General features: G+C 63.2%; 20 protein-coding genes. 4 read left to right on the forward strand and 16 right to left on the reverse strand.

Annotation, left to right across the window (positions count from 1 at the left end; genetic code table 11):
• Positions 1-35 precede the first annotated feature (35 nt).
• The 4 genes from AB7M33_RS19570 to AB7M33_RS19585 form a co-directional block, all read right to left on the reverse strand.
• Positions 36-761, reverse strand: a complete 726-nt coding sequence (locus AB7M33_RS19570; RefSeq protein WP_138736195.1) for a gluconate 2-dehydrogenase subunit 3 family protein — start codon at positions 759-761, stop codon at positions 36-38.
• A gap of 246 nt (positions 762-1,007) precedes the next feature.
• Positions 1,008-2,015 (reverse strand): LacI family DNA-binding transcriptional regulator, encoded by a 1,008-nt coding sequence (locus tag AB7M33_RS19575; protein WP_454243366.1) that lies wholly within the window; start codon positions 2,013-2,015, stop codon positions 1,008-1,010.
• A 56-nt stretch (positions 2,016-2,071) separates the two neighbouring features.
• Positions 2,072-3,223, reverse strand: coding sequence for an SMP-30/gluconolactonase/LRE family protein (locus AB7M33_RS19580; protein ID WP_454243367.1), 1,152 nt, complete (start codon positions 3,221-3,223; stop codon positions 2,072-2,074).
• Between the two features lie 107 nt (positions 3,224-3,330).
• Positions 3,331-4,044 (reverse strand): putative quinol monooxygenase, encoded by a 714-nt coding sequence (locus AB7M33_RS19585; RefSeq protein ID WP_454243368.1) that lies wholly within the window; start codon positions 4,042-4,044, stop codon positions 3,331-3,333.
• Positions 4,045-4,256: 212 nt separating this feature from the next.
• On the opposite strand from AB7M33_RS19585, the gene AB7M33_RS19590 reads away from it, so the two are divergent.
• From AB7M33_RS19590 to AB7M33_RS19600, 3 genes are all read left to right on the forward strand, one after another.
• Positions 4,257-5,330: a LacI family DNA-binding transcriptional regulator gene (locus tag AB7M33_RS19590; protein WP_454243369.1), complete on the forward strand. Its 1,074-nt coding sequence runs from the start codon at positions 4,257-4,259 to the stop codon at positions 5,328-5,330.
• A 119-nt stretch (positions 5,331-5,449) separates the two neighbouring features.
• On the forward strand, positions 5,450-6,652 hold the full coding sequence (locus AB7M33_RS19595) for a mandelate racemase/muconate lactonizing enzyme family protein (RefSeq protein ID WP_454243370.1): 1,203 nt from the start codon (positions 5,450-5,452) through the stop codon (positions 6,650-6,652).
• 57 nt (positions 6,653-6,709) lie between these two features.
• On the forward strand, positions 6,710-8,086 hold the full coding sequence (locus AB7M33_RS19600) for an MFS transporter (RefSeq protein ID WP_454243371.1): 1,377 nt from the start codon (positions 6,710-6,712) through the stop codon (positions 8,084-8,086).
• A 58-nt stretch (positions 8,087-8,144) separates the two neighbouring features.
• On the opposite strand, the gene AB7M33_RS19605 is transcribed toward AB7M33_RS19600, so the two are convergent.
• The 7 genes from AB7M33_RS19605 to AB7M33_RS19635 all read right to left on the reverse strand — a co-directional run bounded on the left by AB7M33_RS19605 (position 8,145) and on the right by AB7M33_RS19635 (position 16,562).
• Positions 8,145-9,407: an OprD family porin gene (locus AB7M33_RS19605; protein WP_454243372.1), complete on the reverse strand. Its 1,263-nt coding sequence runs from the start codon at positions 9,405-9,407 to the stop codon at positions 8,145-8,147.
• Positions 9,408-9,508: 101 nt separating this feature from the next.
• Positions 9,509-11,161, reverse strand: coding sequence for an AMP-binding protein (locus AB7M33_RS19610; RefSeq protein WP_454243373.1), 1,653 nt, complete (start codon positions 11,159-11,161; stop codon positions 9,509-9,511).
• On the reverse strand, positions 11,158-11,904 hold the full coding sequence (locus AB7M33_RS19615) for a nitroreductase (protein ID WP_454243374.1): 747 nt from the start codon (positions 11,902-11,904) through the stop codon (positions 11,158-11,160). The genes AB7M33_RS19610 and AB7M33_RS19615 overlap by 4 nt, the downstream gene beginning before the upstream one ends.
• Before the next feature lie 53 nt (positions 11,905-11,957).
• On the reverse strand, positions 11,958-13,298 hold the full coding sequence (locus AB7M33_RS19620) for an MFS transporter (RefSeq protein ID WP_401082644.1): 1,341 nt from the start codon (positions 13,296-13,298) through the stop codon (positions 11,958-11,960).
• 194 nt (positions 13,299-13,492) lie between these two features.
• A complete protein-coding gene (locus AB7M33_RS19625; RefSeq protein WP_454243375.1) occupies positions 13,493-14,518 on the reverse strand; it encodes an AraC family transcriptional regulator in 1,026 nt (341 codons plus the stop codon).
• 530 nt (positions 14,519-15,048) lie between these two features.
• Complete coding sequence (panB, locus tag AB7M33_RS19630) at positions 15,049-15,882, reverse strand: 3-methyl-2-oxobutanoate hydroxymethyltransferase (RefSeq protein WP_454243376.1); 834 nt, start codon at positions 15,880-15,882, stop codon at positions 15,049-15,051.
• A gap of 62 nt (positions 15,883-15,944) precedes the next feature.
• Positions 15,945-16,562, reverse strand: a complete 618-nt coding sequence (locus AB7M33_RS19635) for a LysE family translocator (RefSeq protein WP_119141786.1) — start codon at positions 16,560-16,562, stop codon at positions 15,945-15,947.
• A gap of 188 nt (positions 16,563-16,750) precedes the next feature.
• Between AB7M33_RS19635 and AB7M33_RS19640 the strand changes: the two genes are divergently transcribed.
• On the forward strand, positions 16,751-17,203 hold the full coding sequence (locus AB7M33_RS19640; RefSeq protein WP_401082636.1) for an Lrp/AsnC family transcriptional regulator: 453 nt from the start codon (positions 16,751-16,753) through the stop codon (positions 17,201-17,203).
• 45 nt (positions 17,204-17,248) lie between these two features.
• Here the strand turns inward: AB7M33_RS19640 and actP are convergent, their stop codons facing one another.
• From actP to AB7M33_RS19665, 5 genes are all read right to left on the reverse strand, one after another.
• Positions 17,249-18,913, reverse strand: a complete 1,665-nt coding sequence (actP, locus tag AB7M33_RS19645; RefSeq protein ID WP_454243377.1) for a cation/acetate symporter ActP — start codon at positions 18,911-18,913, stop codon at positions 17,249-17,251.
• Positions 18,910-19,221: a DUF485 domain-containing protein gene (locus AB7M33_RS19650; protein WP_454243378.1), complete on the reverse strand. Its 312-nt coding sequence runs from the start codon at positions 19,219-19,221 to the stop codon at positions 18,910-18,912. Before AB7M33_RS19650 ends, actP begins: the two co-directional genes overlap by 4 nt.
• Before the next feature lie 228 nt (positions 19,222-19,449).
• Positions 19,450-20,259 (reverse strand): AraC family transcriptional regulator, encoded by an 810-nt coding sequence (locus AB7M33_RS19655; protein ID WP_138736214.1) that lies wholly within the window; start codon positions 20,257-20,259, stop codon positions 19,450-19,452.
• Positions 20,260-20,388: 129 nt separating this feature from the next.
• The gene (locus tag AB7M33_RS19660) at positions 20,389-21,567 is read right to left on the reverse strand and encodes an acetyl-CoA C-acyltransferase family protein (protein ID WP_454243379.1); all 1,179 of its coding nucleotides are present in this window, start codon (positions 21,565-21,567) and stop codon (positions 20,389-20,391) included.
• A 49-nt stretch (positions 21,568-21,616) separates the two neighbouring features.
• Entirely contained in the window at positions 21,617-22,768 is a 1,152-nt protein-coding gene (locus tag AB7M33_RS19665; protein ID WP_259139503.1) for an acyl-CoA dehydrogenase family protein, read from the reverse strand.
• Positions 22,769-22,783 lie beyond the last annotated feature (15 nt).

Below are 22,783 nucleotides of genomic sequence, written 5' to 3' on the forward strand. Positions count from 1 at the left end.
AAGCGCCTTTGCGGCGTCATACGTTATGAAGGGCTTCAGATCCGCCCGATGAGGCTGACGGGAATGATCTCCAGCTTCTGGCCTTTCTGTGCCAGGAAGTCGCGGTAGTCGTAGCGGGCCCCCGGGAAGCCGATCATCTTCCAGCCGACCATGCCCTGGTTGCCGCCGTAGACTGGGTCGGCGAAGAACCCTTCGTGGACGTTGGCCAGGCACTGCTTGAACAGCACCTCGCTGGGCAGGCGGCCCAACTGCACCGAGCCGCTTTCCAGCTGCGCCAGCAGGGCATCCTGTTGCTCGGCGCCGAGCGCTTCGAAGCTGCTGCCGAAGGCCTGCTGGCAGTGGCCTTCGAGCTCGGCGAGGCCAATGCGGTAGACCTGCGCCGGGTTGCGCAGCGACTGGTCGCCCTGGCTAGGCGTACCGGCCTGTTCAGGGCCTTTCAGGTAGCGGTTGCTGCCTTGCCCGTACGGCCCGGCCAGTTGGTGGTCGAGAAACACTACGCAGCCGGCTTGCGAGGCACTGACACTGAGCGCGTCTGCCGGGATCAGCCGGTCGAAGATGGCCGTGACCTGTGCGTATTCCTTGTCGCTGAGGAACATCCGCACAGCAGGGTCGACCGGGGTCGGGGGCAAGGTTTCTTTCGCGTGCCAGCGGTTGCCGCCCGACAGCACCCGCAGGGCGGCGCCTGCCGGTCGGTAGATGGAGGCTGCGACACTGGTGGCAATCAGCACCATGCCGGCTTTGATGACGCTTCGGCGGTCCATTTCAACTCCCTCTGGTAACAGCCGCCGCGTGTGCGGTGCTGCCTGGCCCAGGTCCTGCCCCGTGATGATGCGGGGTCGTTATTTTGAGAGAGCGCTCTCATTCGTGCGGTGAAAAAATGCCCATTCAGGACGATTATTGGAGAGCGCTCTCATTTTCAATGAAAAAAAACGGCCGCATGGGCCGACACCGGCAGATCATAGGCGCGACATTTTGTCTCGTCAATGATCTGCCGTCAGCTGAAGCACTCAGGTTTTCTTTGGCGCGGCGGACGAGGTGCGCAAGATCAGCTCGACCGGCATCACGTGGCGTTTGATCCGCTTCGGGGTGCCGGCGATGATGTCCCGCAGCGCAGCGACGGCCGTCTGTGCTTGAGTCTGCGGGTCCTGGCGCACAGTCGAGAGGGCGAACACCGAGTTGGAGGCGCTGGGGATGTCGTCGAAACCGACCACCGAAACATCGTGCGGAACCGACAGCCCCATCCCTCTCAAGCGGTCGAGGATGCCAAGCGCGAGGAAGTCGTTGGAGGCCAGGATCGCCGTAGGCGGCTCAGGGTCCGCGAACAGCGTGTCGACGCCCCTGCGCCCCGACGCTGCATCGTGGGTGCCGCGCAGGTAGAACGGCGTCAGGCCGGCCTCGGTCATGACGTCGCAATAGGCCTTGGTGCGTTCGCGCGCCGAGGCCTCGGTACCGCCGCCCAGGTGGGCGATGCGCCGATGGCCGAGGGCGAGCAGGTGCTCCATGGCCTTGCGGATGCCGCCGTGGTCGTCGACGGTGATCACCGTCACCCGAGGGTGCTTGATCTGCAGGCTGCCGAGGTACACGCACGGCAGGCTGTCGGCGATGCTGTTGATGGCCTTGGCGGACAGCGAGTTGGCAATCAGGATCACCCCGGCCGCACGCAGGCGCAACAGCCGCTCGACCGCGCTGGTCGCGCAGTCGTCGTCGCTCGCCCTGAGGGTGGTCATGGGCTCGAAGCCGGCTTTCACCAAGGCGTGGTCGATGGCCTGGGCCAACTCGATATGAAAGGGGTTGTTCGGGTCGCCAATCAGCAACCCGACCATGGAAGAATGCGCCGACATGAGGCTGCGCGCAGCCAGATTTGGCCGGTAGCCCAGCTCTGCGGCGATCTTGGCGATGCGCTCACGGGTTTCTGCGCGAACGCCCGGGTCACCCCGCAGGGCACGCGAGGTTTGCGCGCGAGACATGCCCGCTGCGAGGGCGACATCGTCGAGGGTAGTGAATGGTTTGTTCATAGGCGGGCAAGAATATACGTCTTGCCCGCCGTGCGGTACAACCTTCGCGGCGGCGGTCAGTGGCTGGCAGCGGTGCTCAGCGTCCTGAACGACATCGACTTGCCGAGCTTGATGCCGTCAACCGAGTCTGGCAGGGGCAGCGAGTAGACATGGAACTTGCCCGAGGTGCCGTTCTTGCCTTTATTGAAGTTGGCCATCAGCTCGCCCTGGGTCGCAGGGATCAGTAGGCGGCGGTTGGCGTCGATGAACAGCGCATCCGGGCCGATCAGGCGATCGTCCTGGATCAGGGTGGCGCGCCGGCCATCCGGTGCGACCACTTCGATGCTGCGGCTTTCGACCAGGCCCAGGTAGACGTTGCCCAGCGAGTCGATGCAGGTGCCGTTGATCGTGCCTTTGTCGAAGGCCAGGACGATGTGCTTGGCAAGCTCGGCGTCGCTCACGCTCGGGTCGTCGAGCAGTTGCCGGCGGATCTTGTACATCGGGCTGCTTGGGGTCGAGAACAGCACCCACTCACCGTCCGGAGTGACCTCGAGCATGTCTGCATGGACCGCTGGGCGCTTGCCGTTCTCGTCTTCATAAGGCCGGCCCGCGGTGGCCAGGATCGGACGGTCGAGCGGCTGGCGCAGCAGCGGTTGGTTGTGCAGGCGGCGCAGGGTCTTGCCGGTTTTCAGGTCATGGATGATCAGCGCCCCAACGCCGGCATCGGTGATGTAGACGCGGTTGTCAAATACCCGCAGGTCGTTCATCACCGCACCGGGCGGCAGGATGCTTTCGTCGAAGCGCAGCACGCGCAGGACTTTACCGGTCTTGCTGTCGAGCTGGACGACCTTGGCCGCGCCGGGCAGGGTCTTGATGTTGTCCGGTGCGCCCTGGTCGACCAGCCACACCGTGTCGTCATCGAACACGTGCACCGAGTTGACCTGCACGAAGGCATTCGCGGCATCGCCGCCCGGTGCCCAGCCGTTCCAACTGCCCCCAGGGAACGGCGTGTAGTGGGTCGGCCCCTGCACGCGCATCAACGAAGCGGTCTTCAAGGTCGCGTGCCAGCGGGGCAGGCCGATGAACAGTGTGCCATCGCTGGTGGCGGTGACCGCGTTGGCGATCGTGTCGATCTCGACCTCGGTCTTGAGCTCGGGGCTTGCGGCGAAGCTCAGAGAAGGCAGTAGGGCGGCGAGCGCGAAGGTCATGATCCATGTCTTGTGTTGCATGTGGCTACATCTCCTGATTGTCATCGTTATTGCGGTGATGTGGCGTCTCGACTAGAGAGCGCTCTCATTAATGATGGTATCGTTACCATTCTGATGTCAATGATATGCTAGTCGAGGATCCTATCTTGCAGCACCAGCACTTCAGGCGCACCGGCCTGCAGTTGGCCAAGTACCCGGTCAAACGCCCTGCCGGCCAATTGAGCGTGGAACTGCTGATAGGCAGCGGCGTCTTTCCAGCGCTCGTAGATCACGAAGGCGTTGTCGTCATCGCGTAAGCCGTAGACGTTGAACACGAGGTTGCCCGGCTGTTGCCGAGCCTGCTCGATGGCCGAGCGTGCCTGGTTCACGAACGCATCGCGCTGATCGGGCTTGATCGAAAAGCGGGCGACGACGTTCTTGCTCGCAGTGGGGGATTCGATTTCGGTTCGGGCCGGCGCCGGCAGGGCTTGCAGGTCGCGCAGTACGTACTTGCGCTCCGGTTTGGCAAACGCCGAGGGCACCAGGGCCAGGACCGGCGCGACGTGAGCCGAGACCTCGTGCTGCTGATAACCGTCGGCATCGCGCCAGCTTTCGAAGAGCACCAGTGTCGGGTCGTTGCCACCGATGTCGGCAACATCGAAGACCCGGTTGGCGGCCTCTGTGCGGCTTTGCGTGGCGTTGTTGCGCATGGCCTTGATGAAGCCGTCGCGGGCTTCGGGGTTGATCGTCTGAATGTTCAGGTAGTGCACCGGCTCTGCCTGGGCAATGCCGAAAATGCCGAGCGCGGCGGCGCTGAGCAGTCCGAGCAGGGCAATGCGGCTGCGTGTGCGGGCATGATTCATGATGACCTCCAGTCTTTATTGTTGTGTGGTGCCAGGCATCCAGGGGTATGCAACTGGCCGCCGCGAAGAAACTTATCAGTAAAATGAGAGCGCTCTCAAGATCTTTCGTACAGCCGTTTGATGGTTGCGGGTAACAGCCAGCCTCGCCCTTGAGCCGATCCGCCTGATAGCATCGGGGTTCTTTCATTCGCCCGCATGGATATCGATACCCCATGGCCGACACCCCGACCGGCACGCCTGGTAAACCGTCCGGTGCCGTTACATTGAGCGACGTTGCCCGTCTGGCCGCCGTGGCGCCGATGACCGTCTCGCGTTATCTGAACAACCCCGAGGCGGTCAAGGCCGCGACCCGCCTGCGGGTGCAGCGGGCCATCGAGCAGACCGGCTACGTGCACAACCGCCTGGCCGGTGCCTTGCGCTCCAACCGCACCCGGCTGGTCGCGGTGGTGCTGCCGATGGTCACCAACCCGTTGTTCTCCGACACATTCCAGGCCATCAGCACGCGCCTTAGCCAGTCCGGCTACCAGGTGCTGCTGGGGGTTTCCGGGCATCAGCGCGAGCAGGAGCAGGAGTTGCTCGAGGTGATCCTCAGCCGCCGCCCCGATGGCATCATCCTCACCGGCACACTGCACACACCGGCTTGCCGCAATCGGCTGCGAGTGTGCGGGGTGCCCGTGGTCGAGACCTGGGACCTGAGTGCCGAGCCGATCGACATGCTCGTCGGCTTTTCGCACGAGCAGGCGGGCAGGGCAGTGGCGCGGCGCTTGCTCGAGCAGGGCTACCGGCAATTCGGCCTGCTGGCGGTCGATGACCCGCGTGGCCTGCGCCGGGCCGACAGCTTTCTTGCCGCCTTGGCAGAGCAGGGCGTGGGCCCGGTACCGAGGCTGATATATCCCGGGGTGCCGTCGCTCGCGCAAGGGCGCGACGGCCTCAGCGCCTTGCTCGAGGGCGTGCAGGTGGGCGCGGCGCAGCCGCTGGCGGTGGTGTGTACCTCCGACACCATCGCCCACGGCGTGCTCACCGAGGCAGCGGCCCGCGGCATTCGGGTGCCCGAGCAGCTGGCGGTGATGGGCTTCGGCGATATGAATTTCGCCGCCCATACCTTCCCCTCGCTATCCACGGTAAAGGTCGATGGCAGCCTGATCGGCGATACCGCCGCGCAGATGCTCCTGGCTCGCCTCAAGGGGTCGCAGCAAGGTCAGCAGGGGGTGCAGGACGTCGGCTTCGAGCTGATCGAGCGCGACAGCACGGCGCGCCTGACAACGGCAACCCCTACCGACGACTGATCGACACGAAATGTGCCTTGGCGGAACCAGAACGCTTGTCGGGCGTGCTTTTCTGGGCTAGGGTTTTGCCTGTCAATGGTAACGATACCATTCTGCTTCAACCGCCTTGGATTACAAAAATGTCAAAAATCACCTGCGTCAGAACCTTCCGTCTGCCCCAACGCCCCAAGCTGATCTGGGTAGAAATCGAGACCGACGAGGGCTTGATCGGTCTGGGTGAAACCTTTCGCGGCGCCGCCACCGTCGAGGCCGCTATCCATGAACTGATCGCGCCTGGCCTGATCGGCAGGGATTCACGCCAGATCGAAGCCATTGCCCTGGAGCTCTCGACGCCCTACGTGGGCTTTCACAGTGCCAGCGCCGAGATCCGCGCCGCCAGTGCGATCGACATCGCCCTGTGGGACCTCAAAGGGCAGCGCCATGGCGTGCCGATCCACGAGGCACTGGGCGGCGCCAGCCGTGACCGGGTGCGCGTATACAACACCTGCGCCGGCTATGAATTCAACACCCAGCAAGGCGCGCGCCGGGAGATCTCCGAGGCCGACAGCCGCCAGGGCCCTTATGACGATCAGCTGGCGTTTGCCCGCGACCCAGCGGCCCTGGCGATCAGCCTGGTGGAAGAGGGCTACACGGCGATGAAGATCTGGCCGTTCGACCAATTCGCGCGTCAGCCCGGGGCCAACACGATCAGCCTGGCCGAGGTCGAGCAGGGCGTGGACACCTTCCGCAAGATCCGCGACGCGGTCGGTAACAAGATCGAAATCATGTGCGAGCTGCACAGCCTCTGGGACACCAGCGCGGCGCTGCGCATCTGCCAGGCGCTGGAGCCGTTCGACATCTACTGGGTCGAGGACCCGCTGTGCAAGATGGATGACGCGCAAGCGCTGGCCGACCTGCGCCGACGCACCCGTGTGCCGATCTGCGCCAGCGAGACCCTGGGCGGCAGCGCGGCCTACCGCGAGCTGCTCAAGGCCGACAGCCTCGACTACCTCATGTTCGACCTGGTCTGGTGTGGCGGGTTCACCGAGGGGCGTAAGGTCGCCGCGTTGGCGCAGGCCTTCAACAAGCCGCTGGCACCGCACGACTGTACCGGTCCGGTTGCACTGTTCGCCGGGCTGCAGCTGGCCATCCATGCGCCCACGGCAGTGCTGCAGGAAGTCGTGCGGGCGTCGCTGTCGACCTGGTATGGCGACCTGGTCGATGAGCTGCCGCAGATCGAATCGGGTTTTGCCCTGGCACCGACCCGGCCGGGCCTGGGCACGGCACTGCGCCCAGAGTTCAAGCAGCGCGCTGACATGATCATCCGTCAAACCTCCCGTTAAGCGGAAAGTGGAGGGCAGCTGTGTGCTGCCTTCCCGCCCTCCGGCATCGAGAAAACAATGAAAAAAACAGGTTCTCTTCGTCGCTTTTTCGCCGAGCATCGCCGCTACGAGGTGATTGCTCTGCTGTTCATCATGATGATCGTCAACCAGGGCGATCGCGCCACCTTGTCGATCGCCGGCGCGAGCATCTCGCAGGAGCTCGGCCTGGGGCATGCGCAGATGGGTTGGCTGTTTTCGGCCTTTGGCTGGGCCTACATGCTCCTGCAATTGCCCGGTGGCCTGGCGATCGACCGCTTTGGCAGTATCCGCGTGCTGGGCTTGGCGATCGTCGCCTGGTCGCTGTTTACCGCAGCGATCGGCACGGTTGCGTTGATGCCCGTGGGCCTGGCGTTTCTCGCGGTGTTCGTCTTCCGGTTTCTGGTCGGTGTTGCCGAGGCGCCGTGTTTCCCGGCCAATAGCAAGATCGTCTCGATGTGGTTCCCGTCATCCGAGCGCGGCACGGCGACGGCGATCTTCAACTCCTCGCAGTATTTCGCCGCCGTGGTGTTCACGCCGCTGCTGGCGTGGATCTCCACGCGCTGGGGCTGGCCGTGGATCTTCTACGTGATGGGCGCGGCGGGTGTGTTGATCGGGGTGGTGTTCATCCTGCGCATCAAGGCGCCTGCGGATCACCCGAGCATCGAGGCGCAAGAGCTCGAGCACATCCGCCTGGGCGGCGCCAGCCTGACCGAACGCCCCACGGCTGTGGCGCGTAAAGCCACGCTGGGTGAAACCTGGAAAGACGCCCGCGCGCTGCTCGGTCAGCGGATGTACCTGGGCATCTACATTGCGCAGTTCTGCATCAGCACGATGACGTTCTTCTTCCTTACGTGGTTCCCCGTGTACTTGGTGCAGCAACGCGGTTTGTCGTTGCTCGATGCCGGCCTGATGGCGGCAGTGCCGGCGATCTGCGGCTTTATCGGCGGCATCAGTGGCGGCGTGATCAGTGACTGGATGCTGCGTCGCGGGTTGTCCTTGACCCTGGCCCGCAAGCTGCCGATCTTCATCGGCATGCTGCTGTCGATGAGCATGATCCTCTGTAACTACGTCGACAGCGATTGGCTGGTCGTGCTGTTCATGGCACTGGCGTTTTTCGGCAAGGGTGTCGGCGCATTGGGCTGGGCGATCATCGCCGACGTCTCGCCAAAGAACAGCGCCGGCTTGAACGGGGCGATCTTCAATACCTTTGGCAGCACCGCCGGTATCGTCACGCCGATCGTCATCGGCTATCTGGTGCAGTCGATGGGGTCGTTCAACGGCGCGTTGATCTATGTCGGCCTGAATGCCGCCGGGGCGTTCGTCAGCTACCTGCTGATCGTCGGCCCGCTGCGCCGTCCGGATGACAAGCTGCAAGCCGACAGCGGCCAGCAACCGACGCCGGTGACGGCGGGCTGAGCCTCGAGTCGGCCTGGCGTGTCGCTGCCTGAGTGACTCGCCAGGCCGTGTGCACGGTCTAGAAATTGACCGTATAGCGCACGATGAAGCGGTTTTCGTTGGCGCTGTCGGCATACGTGGAGCGATTGGTCGAGTTGCGCCACTGCACTGCCATGTTTTTTAGCGGGCCGCTCTGGATCACGTAGGCGATGTCGCTGACCCGCTCCCATTCCTTGCCCTGTCGATCACCCGCGCGCAGGCCGGCCGCCTGGCGTGTGGTCAGCAGCGCAGGGTCGACATCATCGCCTTTGACGTACCTCAGGGTCAGTGTCAGACCGGGTACACCCAGGGCGGCGAAATCGTAGTCGTAGCGGGCGAACCAGACGCGTTCGTTGGGCGCGGTGAAGGTACTCACCAGCGACTCGCCAAACAGATAGGTGTCGGCGCCGTTGACGAACGCGAACGGTGTATCGCCCGAGGCTTTCTGGTAGCCGCCACCCAGGGTGTGGCCTTTCAGGCTATAGGCGAAATAGCTGCTCAATGTGCGGTTGTCCACCTCTCCCAACGCTTCGTCGCCTGTCTCGCTGGCATCGAACAAGCGCACATCGGCAAGCAGCGCACCGCTCGACAGCGGTTGATTGAGCTTCAGGCCGGCGTAGTGGGTGCGGTACAGGTCGGCGAGCTGGGCAACGTGGTAACTCACGGTAAGGGTCGGCAGTAGCTTGTAGTCGAACGCCAGGTAGTCGAAATGATCGGCTTCGACCGCGCGATAGCCAAAGGTCGTCAGCGATTCGAAATCGGTCGAGTTGCGCTGTTTCACCGCGTTGACCCGCAGTGCTGAAACGCTCAGTGAATCGACATCGTTGGACACCAGCGAACCGCCGCGGAACACTTGCGGCAGCAAGCGGCTGTTGTTGCTCCACAACAACGGCATCAAGGGGCTGATGCCACCCAGGCGAAGTTCGCTCTTGCCCAGGCGCGCCTTGGCGGTGAGGGTGAACTTGCCGTACTGGTCCTCGACGTTACGCTCGGAGTCGAACGCCAGCAGGCCAGAGCCTGTGCGGTCAGGGCTCGAGTCGAGCTTGACCCCCAACAGGCCCTGCGCATCCATCCCGAAGCCCAGCGTGCCCTCGGTAAAACCCGACTGCAGGTTGAGAATGAAACCCTGCGCCCATTCGTCCCGCTTCGACTGGGCGGCACCCTCGTTGCGGAAGTCGCGGTTGTAGTAGAAGTTCCTCAATTCCAGGCTCGCCTTGGCATCAGCGACAAAATCTGCGCAGGCGTAGGGGGCCGAAGTCAGTACCGCCAGTGGCACCAGGAGGCGGGCGGGGGAGTTCGTCATTGCAAGCACCTTTTGTTATTTTTAATGTGCAGGAACGCCTGCTGCCGCTAGGGGCAACATCAGCGGTAACGCTTTAGGGGTCGCTGTTACGTGGCGGTGGCTCAGCCGCTCGAAGCCAGGCGAATGATCGCCTCACGGCTGCCGGCGCGTTGGCGCAACAGGAACTTCTGGATCTTGCCGGTGGCCGTCTTCGGCAGTTCGTCGAAGATCACCCGTTGCGGGCACTTGAAGCGGGCCAGGCGCTGTTGGCAGAAGGCGATCAGTTGCGCCTGCGACGGCGCCTCCGCGCCAGGTTTCAGTTCAATGAAAGCACACGGCACTTCACCCCATTTGTCGTCCGGCTGCGCCACCACGGCGGCGTGCAGCACCGCGGGATGGGCATGCAGCGCTTCTTCGATTTCGATCGAGGAGATGTTCTCGCCGCCAGAAATGATCACGTCCTTGGAGCGGTCGGTGATCTGAATGTAGCCGTTGGGGTGAACCACCGCTACATCACCGGTGTGAAACCAGCCGCCGGCAAAAGCCTGTGCGGTGGCAGACGGGTTTTTCAGGTAACCCATCATCACGGTGTTGCCGCGCAGCAACAGCTCGCCGGTGCTCTGGCCATCGTGGGCTACCGGTTGCAGGGTCTCGGGGTCGGCGACCATCAGGCCTTCGAAGACCGCACCGCGGGCACCCTGGCGAACCCGCAGCGCGCACTGCTCGGCCTCCGGCAGGGTGTCCCAGGCGTCTTGCCAGACGCAACTGAGCGGGGTGCCGCAGACTTCGGTGATGCCGTATACATGGTCGACATCGAAGCCCTGTGCGAGTACCGCCTCCAGCACCGCGGCCGGCGGCGGGGAACCTGCGGTCAGCACCCGCACGGGCTTGGCCAGTGCGGCGCGGCCGGTACTATTGGCGATCATCGCCATGACGATCGGCGCGGCGCAGAAGTGGTCGACAGCCTGCGTGTCGATGGCCTCGAACACCGTTTCAGCAGACACCTTGCGCAGGCACACATGGGTGCCGGCGGCGGCGGTGATCGCCCAGGTGAAGCACCAGCCGTTGGCATGGAACATCGGCAGGGTCCACAGGTAGCGCGGCGCGCGGGGCAACGGCCAGTTGGTCATTTGCAGCAGGCTCATCAGGTAGGTACTGCGATGGCTGGCGACCACGCCTTTAGGGTCACCGGTGGTCCCGGAGGTGTAGTTCAGCGCAATCGGCTGCCACTCGCTGGCCGGCCAGACGCCGGCGAACTCGGGGTCACCGCCCGCCAGCAAGCTTTCATAATCGGTTTCGCCAATGGCCGGGCCCATCGGCGCCAGGTGGTCATCGATATCGATCACCCCAGGGCGCTGCTCAAGCAGCTCCAGCGCAGCCGCCGCCAGCTTGGCGAACTCGCGATCGACCAACAGCAGCTTGCATTCGCCATGGCGCAGGATGAAGGCCACACCTTCGGCATCCAGGCGATAGTTGACGCAGTTCAATACCGCACCAGACAGTGGCACACCATAGTGGGCTTCGAACATCGCCGGCGTGTTGGGCGAGAGGATCGACACGGTGTCGCCATTGCCCAGACCTCTGCTGGCCAGTGCCGAGGCCAGGCGGTAGCAGCGCTCACGGGTTTCGACCCAGGTTCGGCGCAGCTCACCGTGCACCACGGCCTCGCGCTGCGGGTGGACCAAGGCGGCACGGTCCAGGAAGCCAAGCGGCGTCAGCGCGAGGTGGTTGGCCGGGCTGCGCTCGAGCCCGCTGTCATAGGCACCAGGGTTCATGGGGTTGTCTCCTTGTTATTGTGGTGAAAAGTGGCGAATGCGCTGACCGGTTCGCGGTCGGTGACCAGGCTGTTCTCGATGCGGCTTTCGTCGGCGTAGCCCAGGCTCATGCCACACACCAGCATCTGCCCGGGGGGGATCTCCAGCACTTCGGTGATCACCTCGTGGTACTTGAGGAACGCCGCCTGCGGGCAGGTGTGCAAGCCTCTGCCGCGCGCCGCCACCATCACGCTCTGCAAGAACATGCCGTAATCGAGCAGGCTGCCTTCCTGGAGGACCCGATCGATGGTGAAGATCAGGCCGATCGGCGCATCGAAAAAGCGGTAGTTGCGCGCGTGCTGCTGGTGCATGCGTTGCTTGTCTCCCTTACGGATGCCGAGCAGGCTGTACAGCTCCCAGCCGACTTGCCGGCGGCGGTCGACGTACGGCGCCACCCACTCGCGCGGGTAGTACTCGTAAGGGTCGGCGAGGTGTTCATTGAGCAGCGGGTCGTCGTCGATGGCGGCGATTGCGCTGGACAACCTGGCTTTAGCGGCACCACTGATGACATGAACGCGCCACGGCTGCATGTTCACGCCGGTCGCACAGAAGCGTGCGACCTCGAGGATCGACTCGATTTCCTCGCGCGGCACGGCGGTCGGCAGGAACGCGCGGATGCTGCGGCGTGAGGCGATCGCCCAGTCGACCGTCTGCTCCAGTAGAGGCGCCGAGAGGGGTGGTTGCGATAAGCGGTTCATAGTCATCTCTTGCAGGTTCGTGGGTGAGTGGCACGCGCAGGCAGGCTGCAGCTGCAGGCTCAACGCGCGGCCATTGCAGCCTTTGCCTGGGCGGAGTCGGAGCGCGATTGGTTGATCAGGGTGACGGCCGCGGCGCCGATCAGGCCGGCCAGGCTGATGGCCATGAAGTTCTGCTCCAGTGGCAGGCTCAAGGACACCAGCCAGCCGATCAGCACCGGTGCGACGATCGCGCCGATCCGGCCAACCCCGGAGGCAAAGCCGACCCCCGCCGAGCGCAGGGTCGAGGGGTAGAAGTCGCCGGCGTAGGCATAGGCCAGCAGTTGCGTGCCCAGGGTCGAGGCGCCGACCACGAACACCACCGCGAACAGCAGGCTGGTCGAGCGCGTGTAGCCGAGCAGCGTCAGGGCGATGGCACCGACCAGGTAGAAGCACACCAGCACATGCTTGATGTTGAACTTGTCACTCAGCCAGCCGCCACCGAGGGCGCCGACGATGGCCCCGACGTTGAACACAATGACAAAGTTGAGTGCCGAGCCCAGGCTGAACCCGGCCATCGCCATCAGCTTGGTCAGCCAGGAATTGAGCGCATAGACCATGAACAGGCCGGTCATGAACGCCGCCCAGATCATCACCGTGCTGAAGCCACGCCCGTCCTTGAACAGGTTGCGCACCGGCGTGTCCTGTTTGCCGAGGATCGCGGGGTTGCCGACCATGGCGCTCTGCTCGCTGATGGCCAGGTCCGGCTGAAGTTGCCGGGCGATGTCGCGCAGTTGGTCCTGGCGGCCATTTTTCAGCAGGTAGCCGATCGAGTCGGGCATGCTCTTGAGGATGAACGGAATCAGCAGCACCGGCAGCGCGGCGATATAGAACACCCACTGCCAGCCGTGGCTTTCGATCAGTTGCTTGGCCGTCAGGGCAACCAGAATGCCCCCCACCGAGTAGCCGGCAAACACCAGGGTCACCAGCCGGGTGCGCAGCTTCAGTGGGGCGAACTCCCCCATTTGTGCGGTGCACACCGGCAGCACTCCGCCGATCCCCAGGCCGGCGATGAAGCGCATGATGCTGAAACTCACCGGGTCGTTGGTCAGCCCCGCCGCCGCGGTAAACAGGCTGAACAGCGCGACACAGATCGCGATCATTTTCGGCCGACCGATACGGTCTGCCAGGGTGCCGAGGAAAATCGCCCCGAGCATCGTCCCGAACAGCGCGGAGCCTGCCATGATGCCGGCGCTGGTCGGGTCGATGTTCATGTCTTTCATGATGGCCGGCAGGGCCGCGCCGACCACCGCCAGGTCGTAGCCGTCGATCACCAGGATCAACACGCACCAGAACAGAATCAGCCTGTGGAAGCGGTTGAAGCGTGACTCGGCTGCCAACGCATAGACGTTCACCGGTTGCATAGCGTGTCTCCTTCGATCTTGTTTTTGTTTGTGAAGTGCACTGTGGCTCGCCAGGCTGTGCTGGCTGGGCCAATAATAGGAGCAGGCAGCGGCACAGCCCATGCCCGCAGGCATCGTTGTGCGTGACCGATCTGGGCAGTCTCGAGGCGAGGGGGCAGGGCTGTGCGGGGGCGCGGGGAGAGGAGGGCTGGCCGTCAGAGATCGGCGTCTTCACCCTGGGAACGGCGGTAGGCGCCGGGGCTTACCCCGGTCCATTTCTTGAAGGCTCGGTGAAACGCGCTGGTCTCCTGGAAGCCCGTCTGGGCCGCCACGTCGGTGACCGTCAGGCCGGGCTGGCTGAGCAGGTTGATGGCGATATCACGACGCAGGTTGTCTTTCAGGCGCTGGTAGCTGAGGCCTTCGGCCTGCAGACGGCGTTGCAGGGTCGAGTACGACATGCGCAGCACTGCTGCCAGCGTCTCGAGCTCTGGCCAGGCTTCCGGGCTTTGCCCGCGCAGGCGCTGGCGGATCCTGGCGCTGATGCTCTCGTCGTTGCGGTACTTGACGAGGATGCTCGCCGGCGACTCTTTAAGGAACGCCGCCAGGGCAAGGGGCGTCTGGGCCACTTTGAGCTGAAAAACATCACGGGTGAAAAACACTTGCGACAGCGGAGCGTCAAAGCGGATGTTTTCACAAAAACGCATGCGGTAGTCGCTGTCATCGTCGGGCTGTGGCGCACGCAGGTCGAGCCGTTGAATCGGGATGCGCCGATTGCCCAGCCAGCACAGCAGGCCATGCACCAGGATCAGCCAAGTGCCGTAGCAGAACAACCGGCGCTGCACGCCATGATCATGCAGGACGATGACCGCCGAATCAGCGTCGACCACCAGTTCACCGTAGACGTCATCCAGCGTGCTGCGAAGAAACGCCAACATGCGCCGCAGGGCGTGCTCGAGGGTGTCGCAGCCAATCGTCAGCTGGCACATCAGCTTGAAGCTGCCGCGCCGCATCGGATGGCTGTCGATGGCAAAGAACTCGTCGTCGAGGGCGTCCGAGAGGGCGACCCACAAGCGCGAAAACCCCGCCGCCGACACCCGTGCCTGAGGCGACGCCAACAGCGCCGGATCGATGCGCGCCTGGCGCAGTGCCGATGACACATCGACGCCCTTGTGCCGCGCACCCAGCAACGCCTCATGGACCAGCCCGATCGAAGTGGTGCCCTTGTCTGGTGGCAGTGCCATGCATGCTCCATATTCTGCCTGGGCCCTACGGCACTGGCAACATCAGTGGATTGCGACAGGTGATACAACAGCCGACCTGCTGGATCCAGATCGGCTGGTAGTCGACGGCCCTAGGCGATCTCATTCGCTTTTAATTTGCTGGAATGTCGACGGTAGGTAAATCCTAACAGGATAAACCAGATCGGCATGACCAGAAGTGCGTTGCGCGTGTCGGCCGCCGACCGGGTTCGCGATGACGCAGAACAAGTATTCAGTCGAGGGTTTTCCACCCAGAACTGCCTCGGTTGCGATCATCACTGAGGAGATAAATTAATCGCTGTTCGCTGGTACAGGATTGCTTATGCTGATAGCCGAACGACGGACGTTGGTACGCAGTGCCACAAAGGCCTGAGTCTTGCGTCCAGGTGACCCCGAGTTGCTGAGTGGATGATCACCTAGCCGCGTGGTGCGGGCGGCCAGCACATCGGTGAATGCTTTTATTGCAGAAACCGCCAGGGCTCCTGACACTGGCATGCCCCGTGCGCTTAGCGTTAGAAGGTGTGCTCCGGTCCTGGGAAGGTTCCCCCCGCGACGTCTGCCGCAAACGCCTGTGCCGCCTCGCCAAGCACCTTGCGCAGGTCGGCGTACTGTTTGACGAACCGTGGCAGCGGCCCGCTGCGCAGCCCCGCCATGTCCTGCCAGACCAGCACCTGGGCATCGCACGCGTTGCCGGCGCCGATCCCTACGGTGGGGATCGAGACCGCCTCGGTGATGCGCCCAGCCACTTCCCCCGGGACCATTTCGATCAACAAGGCGAAGGCGCCGGCGCCTTCGAAGGCCTTGGCCACCTCCACTAGGCGATCGCCGTCGTCGCCCTTGCCCTGGACCCGATATCCGCCCAACTGGTGTTCGGCCTGGGGGGTGAAACCGATATGCGCCATGACCGGTATGCCCGCCGCGACGAGTTTTTCGACCTGTGCCAGCATCTCGATGCCGCCTTCCAGCTTCACCGCGTGCGCACCACCTTCCTTCATGAAGCGCACGGCAGTGTGGAAGCACTGCTCGGCAGACCCCTGATACGACCCGAACGGCAAGTCGGCGATCACCAGTGCCCGTTGGGTGACGCGCGACACCGAGCGCACCAAGGGCACCAGCTCCTCGACCGTCACCGCCAGGGTTGAGTCGTAGCCATAGACGTTGTTGGCGGCGGAATCACCGACCAGCAGCACCGGAATCCCAGCGTCTTCGAACACCGCGGCGCTGTACATGTCGTAGGCTGTGAGCATGGCCCACTTTTCGCCACGCACTTTCATGTCCCGCAGGTGAGGGATACGTACCCGTGCGGTAGGGCGCGTCACATAGGGGGCGTTTGATTGATCCGACATCGTTGTTCCTCTATCAAGCAATCCGAAAGCATCCCTGCGTCTATGACCAGGCGGCGCCTGGTTCAGCTCAGCGCCTGCTCGATCAGCAGTACCAGCGCAATGATGATCATCGCCACGCCTGACACACGGCTGACCCATTGTGCCGCTGCAGGCCGGGTATGCAGGACCGCTCGCGAGCCATAGCCGACCAGCAGGTAGACCACGCCACAGCTGAAGGTGTGCACCAGGCCCAGGGCGATAATCTGCAGCGGCATCGGCCAGCTGGCCGCAGGCGAGGTGAATTGTGGCAGCAGCGCGAGAAACAGCAGGAACACCTTGGGGTTGAGCCCGCTGACGCAAAGCCCTTTGAGCGCCCAGCGGGCGGCCGAGTCGGAATGCTGGTCCTCGCCGGCCTGAGGTATCGAAGGGTGAGCGAACATGTTGAAGCCCAGCCACAGCAGATACGCCGCGCCCGCCACCGTCAGGACGGTCAGCGCGAAGGGCGTGCTGGCGACGATCCCGCCGACACCCGCGGCGACTACCAGCGTTGCGATCAGATGCCCCATCAGCAGCCCGACGACTGCCGGGATAACTACCCGGCCGTGCAAGCCAGCGGAGATGGCGTACGCCCAGTCCGCGCCCGGGGTTATGACGAACAGCAACGACACCGCCCAGAAGGCGGCAAACATACTCAAGGTCATTGGGTACTACCTTTTACGTCGAATGTATTGGCCTGATGCAGCAGGCGATCAGCCACCGAAAAACGCCCGCCACGCAGTGCAAGTGGGTGTGAGGGACAATGTTCAGTACCAATAGAATAATGGATATACTGCGGTGTATATTGTCTAATATTCTATGTTTGCCTATCGTCTAGGGGAGAATCTTCCAGTTGGATCATATCGATAGAAAGATTCTTGCTGAGCTGCAGCAGGACGGTCGGTTGTCGGTCACCGAGTTGGCGGATCGCGTGGGGCTCAGTTTGTCGCCCTGCCATCGACGCGTGCGGGCACTGGAGCAGGCGGGGGTGATCTTGAGTTACCGGGCGCAGTTGGCGCCGCGGGCACTCAACCTGAATTTTTCCGCGATGGTGTTCGTGACGCTTCGCGAGGGCGACAGTAAAGCGGTCGAGGCCTTTGAAAACGCGCTCATAGATATCGCCCAGATCGTCGATGCGCAACGGCTGTTCGGCGAGCCCGATTACCTGCTGCACGTGATTACGGTCGACCTGCCGGCATTTCAGAAGCTCTACGATGAACGCTTGTCCACACTGCCCAATGTGCAGCGATTGACCTCGACCCTGGTGATGAAGCGGGTGGTGCATGACCGTGCGTTGCCGCTTTGAGGGCTGCCAGGTGGGGCGCCAAGCGGCGCTCCACCTGGCAGGGGCTCAATGCTGAACGGCTTTATCGGCGCCCCAACCGGTTTGCGCACGGATGCATTGCGGCTCGAAGGCCGCACGTTCGACGACGCTGCGATTGCTCCGGTCAAGGCATGAGACGGCCCAGGCCGTTACGAATGCCAGCGGCATCGAGAACAGGGCAGGGTAGTCATAGGGGAACAACGCCTGCGGCTGGCCCAGCACTTTGACCCATACCCCAGGTGACAGCAGTACCAACACCAGCGCACTGATCAGCCCGATCAGGCCGCCGGAAATCGCGCCTCTGCTGGTCAGCCCTTTCCAGTACATCGCCAGCAGCAGAATCGGGAAGTTGGATGACGCTGCGATGCCAAAGGCCAGGGCGACCAGGAACGCCACGTTCTGCCCCTTGAAGGCAATCCCCAGGAGGACGGCGACGACGCCCAGGCCCACGGTCGCCCAGCGGCTGACGCGCATTTCGGTCTTTGGGCATGGCGTGCCCTTGCACAAGACATTGGCGTACAGGTCGTGGGAAATCGCCGACGCGCCCGCAAGCGCCAAGCCCGCTACCACCGCGAGGATGGTGGCAAAGGCCACGGCGGCGAGGAAACCGAACATGAGGTCGCCGCCCAGCGCTTGCGCCAGATGCATGATGGCCATGTTCACACCACCCAGCAGCGGGCCACCGATCACACCTTGTTCGAAGAACTGCGGCTGTTGCCCGACGATGCTGATTGCCGCCGTGCCCAGCACGCACACCAGAATGAAGAACAGGCCGATCAGCCCATAGGCGACCAGGACCGACTTACGCGCCGCCTTGGCGTCGGGCACGGTGAAGAAGCGCATCATGATGTGCGGCAGGCCGGCAATCCCGAATACCAGGCCCAACGACAGGGAAATCATCGACAGCGGATCACTGGCGATCTTCAGCGGCCCGAGGATCTTCACGCCGCTCTGGTGGCTGGCCACCGCGGTATCGAGCATCTTCGTCACGCTGAAGCCGAAGTGCTGAAGCGCCAGGATTGTCAGCAGGATGCCACCGCTGAGCAACAAGACTGCCTTGATGATCTGTACCCAGGTGGTCGCGACCATGCCCCCGAAGGTAACGTAGACGACCATCAGCACGCCGACGCAGACCACCGCGATTTCGTAGTCCAGGCCGAACAGCAAGTTGATCAGTTGCCCCGCGCCGACCATTTGCACGATCAGGTAGAAACACACTACGACGAAGGAACTGAACGCGGAAAACAGCCGGGTGCCCACGGGGTCGAGGCGGTAGGCGATGATGTCTGCGAGGGTAAAACGGCCGAGATTGCGCAAACGCTCGGCAATCAGGAACATGATCAGCGGCCAGCCCAGGATGGCGCTGACGGAATAGATCATGCCGTCGAAACCGCTGGCAAAGACCATGCTGGAGACCCCCAGCAGCACGGCTGCCGACATGTAGTCGCCGGCAATCGCAAAGCCGTTCTGCATGCCGCTGATACCGCCCCCGGCCGAGTAGAAGTCCGCTGCCGAGCGGGTCTTGCCGGCGGCCCAGTAGGTGATCGCAATGGTCGACAGGACAAATGCCAGGAAGATAGTGATCGCCGTGTAGTTTGGCTGCTGGGCATGCCCGGTGACAGCGTCGGCCACGGCCATGGCGCTCCCGAAGCACAGGCCCAGCGCTGCGCCCGCTTGGAAGAGCCGCTTCATACAGTCACCTCGGTCAGGAGCGCGTGAGTCATCGAGTCGAAGGCGCCGTTGGCGCGTACGACATACAGGGCGGTAAGTAGCCAAGAGCCGACGATCAGCAGCAGTGCTGACCAGATCCCGGTGGTCAGGCCGAATACCGGGGGTTCTATCAACAGCAGGTCAGGCCGCCAGGACACTGCACTGACAAACAGCGAGTAGCACCCCAAGACGATGAACGTCAGGCTGAACGCCAGACGATTTCTGCGCTGCACAAGGGTCTGGTAACCGGGATGTTTGCGAAGCATGTTGAGCGCATCGGAAGATGTCATTAAAAGCTCCTTATTACCTTTATATGTGGTTGGAGTTTTTTGTTATGGATACAGTTATTGCGTGGCGCGGGTGCAGCAGAACTCCCCGGGCCGACCAGGCGGCACGCAGAAGTTGGGGGGTATATTGATACCGGGTGGCGTTAGCTTAATGAGTCGGGGGGGGCAACTGAATAACCCGACCCGCCGATTGAGTTGCATATTCCGCCAGCGTGTTGAGCCGGCTTGGCATTACGCTTTGCGCAGGTTGCACCAGCGCGAGGGGGACAGTCCGAAGGCTTTCTTGAAGTGCCTGGACATATGGCTCTGATCAAAGAAACCGGCTTCGGGTGCAGCCTCCGCCAGTGCCTTGCCGGACAGCGCCAGTTGTTTGACCCGGTCCAGCCGGCGCAAGGTGAGGTAGCGGTGGGGGCTGGTGCCAAAGAAGGTCCGAAAGTCCTGTGACAGGTTCCAGCGGTCGCGGCCGGCGCAGGCGGCGAGGTCATCCAGCGTTATCGGTTGATCGAGGTTATCGTCCATGTACTCGCGCGCGAGCCCAGCGCTGGCAAAGTGCGCGGCGGCCTTGTCGATGGGCGCTCCACTGAGCTCTGCCATGAGGGTCATGAAGACCTGCAGCGCATCATCTTCGGCAAGCGGATCAAATGGCTCATCGAGCGCGCTGAGTAACGAGTCGGTGGCCTTGGCTATCCGTGAATCAGCGGTGACGCTCGCTGCGAAAAATGGCAATGGCTTGCCGTGCATGATCTCCTGTGCAAGCGCAGGGGGGATGTAGATACCTCGGTAGCGCAGTCCCGAGTCCGAGCCGGCACAGCCATCATGCTGTTCATCGGGGTGAATGATCATGGTTTCGCCCGCCAGGCATACCTTCGACTCGCCCCGGTAGCGAAAACGGTGTACGCCTGAAACGGTCCTGCCAATCGCGTAGGTATCATGGCGGTGAGGATCAAACGCGTGCGAGCCGAAGAAAGCCTCGAAGCGCTCCACGCGTGCGTTCGGGTTCGCCAGTTTCACCCAGTCCTGCTTCGCTTGGTTGTCGTGCATGATGAGCGCTCCAACGCGTGATCGACTGATAAAGGCACCGCGCGGCCTTATCCCTTTGCAAGTCTAAGGCTGCGATTCTGCGGATGGATAGTACGATTGTGGTTCGCCAGCCGATAAACGGGCCTGGCCTTAAAGCCGTTCGATCACCATGGCGATGCCCTGACCACCGCCGATGCACAGGGTCACCAGGCCGTAGCGTCCACCCGTGCGGCGCAGCTCATGGATCGCCTTGATGGTGATGATCGCCCCCGTGGCGCCCACCGGGTGGCCCAGCGAGATGCCAGAGCCGTTCGGGTTGACCTTGAGCGGGTCGAGCTCGAGTTGCTGGATCACCGCGCAGGCCTGGGCGGCAAATGCTTCGTTGGACTCGATGACGTCGATGTCGGCGATGGCCAGGCCCGCGCGCTTGAGGGCAAGCCGCGTTGCCGGTACCGGCCCCATGCCCATGTAGGCGGGGTCAACCCCTGCATGGCCGTAGGCGACCAAGCGTGCCAGCGGCTGCAAGCCATGCTGACGCACCGCGTCAGCGCCCGCAATGACCACGGCAGCGGCGCCATCGTTGAGGCTCGAGGCATTACCAGCGGTAACTGAACCGCCGTCTTGAAACACCGCAGGCATACTGGCCAGACGTTGCCGGTCGACCTGAGCACGAACATTTTCGTCAGTGTCAAACACGCCAGGGCCTTTGCGTGAGCGCAGCTCAATCGGGACGATCTGCTCACGAAAACGCCCTTCGGCGATCGCCAGCGCGGCCCGCTGTTGACTCAGCGCTGCCAGTTCATCCTGCATCTCACGCGAGATATTGAAGCGCGCGGCCACGTTCTCGGCGGTCACGCCCATGTGAAACTGCTGCCACGGGTCGAGCAGGATCCCGTTCATGTAGTCGATGGCATGGGCGTCGCCCAACCGCGCGCCCCAGCGCATCGCTGGCAGCAGGTACGGACCGCGACTCATCGACTCGGCGCCGCCGGCAACGGCCAGCGTATAATCACCGAGCTGGATGCCCTGGGCCGCCGAGACAATCGCCTGCAGCCCGGAACCACACAGGCGGTTCACGTTGAACGCCGGTACTGCCTGGGGGAGGCCGGCATTGATGGCGGCAACGCGGGAGAGGTAGGCATCACGTGGCTCCGTCGGTACCACGTTGCCCATCACCACATGGCCAATGGCGTCGGGCGCGACACCGGCGTGCGTCACTGCGCCGCGCACGACAGTGGTGGCAAGGTCGACCAAGGGGATGTCCTTCAGCGAGCCGCCAAAACTGCCGATGGCAGTCCTCGCCGTGCCTACGAAAAACACGTCGTTCATGTGCAATTGTCCTTGTTGTCATGGGGCGCTGAATGGCCCGCAGCCGGGGCTAGAAGGCGTAGTTGGCCAGTGCTCGGGCTATCACCAGGCGCTGGATTTCGCTTGAGCCTTCGTAGATCTGGGTGATGCGCGCGTCGCGGTAGAAACGCTCGACCGGGTAGTCCTCCAGATAGCCGTAGCCTCCGTGGACCTGGATGGCCTTGGAGCACGCCCGCTCTGCCATTTCCGACGCAAACAGCTTGGCTTGGGACGCCTCGGACAGGCAGGGCAGGCCGGCGCTCTTCAGCCGCGCCGCGTGCAACACCAGCAGTCGGCTCGCGTTGATCTGGGTGTGCATGTCGGCCAGCATGTTGGCAATGCTTTGGTGCTCGGCGATCGGTTTGCCAAACTGGATACGGTCACGGGCGTAGACCAGTGCCGCTTCAAAGGCCGCCCGGGCGATGCCCAGCGCCTGGGCAGCAATGCCGATGCGACCGCCTTCCAGGTTCGACAGGGCGATGGCCAGGCCTTTACCGCGCTCGCCTAGCAGGTTGCTTTCAGGGATTCGACAGTCACGCAGGGTCACCGCACAGGTGTCGGACGCGCGTATGCCCATCTTGTGTTCGCTACGATCTACCGCAAAGCCTGGGGTCTCGGTCGGCACCAGGAAGGCTGACAGGCCCTTCTTGCCAAGCGCTGGGTCGGTCACGGCGAAGACGATCGCCAGCTTGGCCCGCTGGCCATTGCTGACGAACTGCTTCGCGCCATTGAGTACCCATTCGCCATTGTCGAGATGGGCCCGGGTTTTCAAGTTGTCGGCCTGCGACCCGGCCTGCGGTTCGGTCAGGCAAAAACAACCGATAGTTTCGCCGCTGGCCAAGCTACTCAGCCAGGTGTCCTTCTGGGCCTGGCTGCCGTAGTTCAGCACCGGGCCGCAGCCGACCGAGTTATGAATGCTCATCAAGGCGCCCACTGCGGCATCGCCCGCCGAGACCTCCTCGACCGCCAGTGCGTAGGCGACATAGTCGATGTAGGTGCCGCCCCATTCCTCTGGGACGACCATGCCGAGCAGGCCCAACTGGCCCATCTGGGCGACCAGCGTGTCGTCGATCCAGCCGGCTTTTTCCATGGCTGCCGCGCGCGGGGCGATTTCGCCGCGGGCGAAGTCTCTTGCCATGTCACGGATCATCCGTTGTTCTTCGTTCAGTTCGAGGTCTTGCATAGAGGTCACCTTTTT

The sequence above is a fragment of the Pseudomonas sp. Y3 TE3536 genome, from assembly GCF_053629175.1.